The following is a 5,727-nucleotide window of genomic DNA, read 5'->3' as shown; positions in this document are numbered from 1 at the left end:
GATCAGGAAACGCTCCCCATCCTCCGTCATCATCACATAATGGCCATGCATGTGGCCCGATGCCGTGCTCAGCGGACAGCCAGACACATAGTCATAGGCCGCGCCGGCTGCGATCAACGGCTGTACACCCACCACGCCGTCACCCGATACTTCTTCGATATGGCCGGTCGCGTCGGTGATGATCCAGCGCCGCGCCATCAGCCGCACCGGCTGGTCCGTGTGGTTTTCGATGCGGACATGGTAGGTCCACACATAATAATCACGCTCAGGGTCGGATTGTTCGGGCAGATAATGCGGCGCTACCCGCACCGTCATGCCGGCTGTGCCTTGCGAAAAGGGAAAAATTCGCCGGATCACGCCGATTACACCCCGGATTTGACCAGCGCCTGATCAAGATCATCGATCAGATCCTGCGGGTCTTCCAGGCCAACCGACAGGCGAAGCATGCCTTCGGTAATGCCCATTTCAGCCCGCACCATTTCCGATACGCTGTAGTGGGTGGTGCTGGCGGGGTGAGTCATGAGTGTGCGCGAATCGCCGAGATTGTTGGAGATATCGATCAACTCCAGCGCATCAAGAAGGGCATGTGCTTGGGGCCGGCCATCAGCCAGATGCATTGCGATGATGGTGCCGCCAGCCGACATCTGGCGCATCGCCAAATCGTGTTGCGGGTGGCTGGCCAGGCCGGGATAAATCAACTGCGGCACCCGCTCCGCCAGAAAGCTGGCGACACGGTGGGCATTTTCACATTGGCGGCGCACCCGCAATTCAAGCGTTTCGAGGCTTTTGAGCACCATCCACGCATTGAACGGCGACAAATTCGGCCCGGTGTGGCGGGCAAACGCCATGTACACATCGTTGATCCAGCGCGCATCACCAACCACGGCGCCCGCCAGGCCGCGGCCCTGCCCGTCCATCAGCTTGGTCGCGGAATACGCCACGACATCGGCGCCCAATTCCAGCGGCCGCTGGACGATCGGGGAAGCGAACGCATTGTCCACCATCACCAGCGCGCCGGCATCGTGCGCAATATCGGCAATCGCGCGGATATCGCACAATTCCAGGCCGGGATTCGACGGTGTTTCCAGAAAAAATGCCTTGGTGTTGGGCCGGCGCGCCTTTGCCCACGCATCGACATCGCGGGCATCAACCGTGGTAGTTTCAACGCCAAAGCGCGGCAATATGCTGTCCACCAGCACCCGGCATGAACCGAACAACGCCCGGCCCGCCACCAGGTGATCGCCCGCCGACAGGGTGGACATCAACATGCCGGTCATCGCCGCCATGCCGCTGGCCGTGGCCCGCGCTGCCTCCGCCCCTTCGATCAAGGCGATGCGCTGTTCCAGCATGTCCACGGTAGGGTTTTGCAGGCGGCTGTAGGTCATACCCGGCCGCTCACCCCGGAACCGCGCCGCAGCCTCCTCGGCGCTGTCGTAGCAATAGCCCGAGGTCATGAAAATGGCTTCGGAGGTTTCGCCCACTTCGGTGCGCATGGTGCCGCCGCGCACCATGCGCGTGGCGGGGCGCCACGATTTCACGATGTCTGGATCCTGGCCGGCATGACGTTTCATGGGTGCAGGGATAGTGCGGCCCTTGCGGTTAAGCAATCAGCCAGCTGGATTTTACGGTTCACGACGGCTCACTCCGCCAGCGCAGGGGCATCCGCCGGCAGCGCCCGTTTGGCATCGCCCTGAATGATCAGCAGATACATTACGGGCGTTACCACCCGGCTGAGCAGGGTGGACGACACCAGCCCGCCGATGATCACCCACGCCAGCGGACTGTACAAACCCGAACCGGACAGCGCCAGCGGCAGCAAGCCGCCGATCGCGGTTACACTGGTCAGCAACACTGGCAAGAAGCGCACTTCACCAGCCTCTTCGATGGCCTCACGCAGCGGCGTGCCGGCGCTACGCAGCTGGGTGGTGAAATCAACCAACAACAGGCTGTTCTTGATCTCGATTCCGATCAACGCAACAAAGCCGATCACCGCCGTATAGCTTATGGAATTGCCAGTCAGGAACAGCGCCAATATGCCGCCGAACAGCCCGAGCGGAATCACGCCGGCCACCACCAGCGTTTCGCGAAACCGGCCGAATTCGATTACCAGCACCGCCAATATCCCGAAGATCGCCAATGCAATGATCGGGCCCAGGCCGCCAAAGCTGCGCGCGGCGGTTTCGGCTTCGCCGCCAATGTCATATCTGTAGCCAATCGGGAGTTTGACCATCTTGATGGCCTCCACCACTGCCGTGTTGACCTTGGCAATCAGATACCCGTCTGCCACTTGCGACTCGATAAACACCAGCCGACTCTGGCGATCACGGCTGATGCTGGGCGGCGCCGAATCCAGAAATGGCGTCGCGATCTCGCGCAAGGGCACCACACCGCCGCTGCCATTGACATAGATATCATCCAGTACCGCAACATTGTGCCGCTCCGCCAGCGGCAGGCGCACCACCACATTGTAGCTGTCGCCTTCGGCATCGCGGAACCGGCCGGCATTCTCGCCCGCCAGCGCCAGCCGCAGCGCCCGCCGCGGCGCGCCAGGCGCCACGCCCAGCAGCGCGGCCTTGTCGCTGTCCAGCCCCAGATTCAGGCGCGGCTGATCCACCGCCACCGCATTGCGCACATCGCGCGTGCCCGGCACCTTGTTCATCACGGCTTCCACCTCACCGGCCAGCCGCTTGAGGGTCGCAAGCTCCGGCCCGACGATGCGCACCTGAATTGGTGCATCGATTGGCGGGCCATTCTGGAAAATCTTCACGACAAACCGCGCATTAGGCGCGGCCTCCAAACGAGTGCGCAGTCGATCGACCAGCGCCGGCCCGGCCAAAGGATCCCACTCCTTCAGGACCACCAGCACTTCGCCGATGTTGCTCCGCTGGTCATTGTTGTTCTGGTTATAGAAAATCCGCGGATTGGCCCGGCCGATGTTAGCCATCACCGCTGTCACGGCGGGTTCGCCCTGCAAGGCCCGTTCCACAACCTGCACCGCCCGATCAGTGGCGGGAATGGCAGTGCCCGAACTGGCCGTCACCTGCACCAGGAAATAGGGAGTACCGGCGGGGGGAAACAGGCTGGAGCCAATGAACGGCACCAGCGCCAGCCCCGAAAAGATCAGCACCGTGGCTGCCGCCATCGCCCGCCACGGATAAGCCAGACCCCAATGCAGCACCGGCTGGTAAAAGCGGTGGATGCCAGTGTTTATGGCCTGCAAAAAACGGTTGCCGTGCTCGCTTTCTTCCCGCGGGAGCATGCGGCTCGCCAGGAACGGCACGATGCTCAGTGATACCAGCAACGATGCCGCCACGGTGCCCAGCACAGCAATCGGCAGGCTGCGCGTGAATTTGCCAGCGCCTTCCGGCAGCAAGGTGAGCGGCAGGAACGCAAACAGCAGCACGAAGGTGCAGCCAACCACGGCCACCGCAATCTGGCTGGTGCCATCGATGGCCGCCTGCTGGCGCGTTTTGCCCATGCGCAAGTGGCGAGCAATGTTTTCAGTGACCACGATGCTATCGTCCACCAGCAGGCCAAGCGCGATGATAAAGCCCGAAATCGCGAGTTGGTTGAGGGTGAAGCCGCTGTAGCTCAGCACGGCAACCCCCATCGCTAGGCTAAGCGGCACCGACACCATCACCACCAGGCTGGCCCGCCAGCCAAGCGGCAGCAGCGTCAGCAGCACCAGGCCCAGCGCGATACCGAAATCCTTGCCCAACTGGCTGAGTTTTGTGGAAATATCGTTGCTTTGATCAAAGCCGATTTCCAGTTTCACATCCGGCGGCAACTGCGCGCGGTACGCATCGGCGGCCTTCACAGCCGCGTTCCGAATATCCAGCACATTCAAGCCGTCTTTCTGGGTCATCGTCACCCAGACCGCGCGATTGCCATTGTAGCGCGCAAAATGCGGCTGCTCCTCATAGGCCCAACCGACTGCAGCGATATCCTTCACCCGCACCAGGCGGCCATCACGCGCGCGAACCGGCTCGTCCGCCACTTCGGATATCGAACGATAGGCGCCGCCGGCCTGCACATTCAGCCGCACATCGCCTGATTGCACAGCGCCAGGCGGCAAATCCTGGCCGCCGCCGCGCAGGGCGTCCGTCACGGCTGTGGCCGGAATGCCAAGCTGCGCCATCCGCCCGGCATCCAGCGCCACCCGCATTTCCGGTACAGGCAGCGCGTGCAGGCGCGCACCGCGCACCCCGTACACGCGCAACAACTGCTCGCGCAGATCGTCGCCCAACTTCTCGAGCCGGCGATAAGAGGCGGTTTCGGAAACCAGCGCAAATTGCAGCACGGCGGCTTCGGTCGTGCGGCTTTTCTGAAATTCCAGCCGCGTCAGCGCCGATGGCAATGATTGGCGGATGGCGTTTACCTCCCGCACCACTTCGTCATAATTCTTGTCGGGATCGCCGCTCCAGCTGAATTCGGCAACGATGGTGGCGGTCGAATCGGTCGATCGGCTCTGCACCTTCACAATGCCGTCCAGGCCTTGCAACACATCCTCGATCGGCTTGGCGATGGTCGATTCCATATCGCCCGGCTCGGCGCCCGGCACGGTGGCAATCACAATGATGATCGGTGATGGAAAATGCGGATCAACCGAACGCGGTATCGTCAGGAACGCCGACGTGCCCAGCGCCGACAGCGCCAGAAACACCACCAGCGTGATCTGCCATTTTTCGATGGCAAAGCGAATGATGCCGTTCACTTGGTGGCCGCCGCGCTGGCAATCCGCACCACCTGGCCGTTGCGCAGCCGATCAATGCCGGTGGTCACCACCTGTTCACCCGATTGCAGCCCGGATGTGACGATCACGCCGGCATCCGCCACAGCACCCAGCATCACCAGCCGCTGCCGCACCCGCCGCGTTTCCGGTTCCAACACATACACAAAGCCTTCATCGGCGCGGGCAGCAAACACCGCGGCGGCCGGCACGATGAGCGCACCGCCCGCCTGCGTTGCGCCCAGCACGAGCTCGGCCGTGCCGATCTGTCCCGATGCCAGCCGCCGATCGGCGGGCAATTGCACTTCAATACGAAATGTCCCGGTGCCATCATCGCTGCGCGCACCTACCTCGCTTACCGTGGCTGGCAGCGCCGCCGCGCCAAGCGCCGCGATGTGAACCTGCGCGGACTGCCCGCGTTTGATGCGGGCGGCATCAAGGTCCGACAGCGGCACGCGCAGCACAAAGCCCTGCGACACTTCCCCCAGCGTCAATACGGCCTGGCCGGGCTGGGCAATCTGGCCGGGCTCACCGGGCCGGCTGAGCACCACGCCGCCTGACGGCGCACGCAGCACCGCCAGGCCGACATCAAATCCAGCCGCCCGCAGCCGTGCCTGCGCCGCGGCCATCGACGCACGCGCTTGCTCGACGCGCGGCCCGGTCACCCAGCCCTTGGCAAACAAATCTTCGGATCGCGCCAGATCGGCCTTGGCGCGCACCACCTCGGCCCCCGCCGCGGCCTGGGTTGCACCCAGCGACGTGATATCCAGCCGTGCCAGCACCTGGCCGGCCGCCACACGGTCGCCTTCGCGCACCGCAATTGCGGCAATCCGGCCTGGCGTATTGAAGGCGAGCGGGGTTTCCCGCTTCAGCCGCACCGTGCCCGCCACCAACAGTGTCGCTGTGCCGCTGACCGGCCGCACCACGGCAGTGCGCACCGGCATTGCAACAGCGACCGGCGGGGGCGGCGGCGCTTCGCTGCTGCAGGCGGCAAGTGT

General features: G+C 63.6%; 4 protein-coding genes. All 4 read right to left on the bottom strand.

Annotation, left to right across the window (positions count from 1 at the left end; genetic code table 11):
- Nucleotides 1-315: Co2+/Mg2+ efflux facilitator ApaG/CorD (gene apaG, locus ABWP50_RS05165; RefSeq protein WP_353216923.1), on the bottom strand; the 315-nt coding region annotated here is incomplete at its 3' end.
- 47 nt (nucleotides 316-362) lie between these two features.
- Nucleotides 363-1,571, bottom strand: coding sequence for an O-succinylhomoserine sulfhydrylase (metZ, locus tag ABWP50_RS05160; protein WP_353216922.1), 1,209 nt, complete (start codon nucleotides 1,569-1,571; stop codon nucleotides 363-365).
- Between the two features lie 68 nt (nucleotides 1,572-1,639).
- A complete protein-coding gene (locus ABWP50_RS05155) occupies nucleotides 1,640-4,714 on the bottom strand; it encodes an efflux RND transporter permease subunit (RefSeq protein ID WP_353216921.1) in 3,075 nt (1,024 codons plus the stop codon).
- A partial coding sequence (locus tag ABWP50_RS05150; protein ID WP_353216920.1) for an efflux RND transporter periplasmic adaptor subunit occupies nucleotides 4,711-5,727 on the bottom strand: 1,017 nt, incomplete at its 5' end. The genes ABWP50_RS05155 and ABWP50_RS05150, both read right to left, overlap by 4 nt.

The sequence above is a fragment of the Sandarakinorhabdus sp. genome (genome assembly GCF_040398645.1).
GTDB lineage: Bacteria > Pseudomonadota > Alphaproteobacteria > Sphingomonadales > Sphingomonadaceae > Sandarakinorhabdus.
This window is presented reverse-complemented; position numbering and strand designations above follow the sequence as displayed.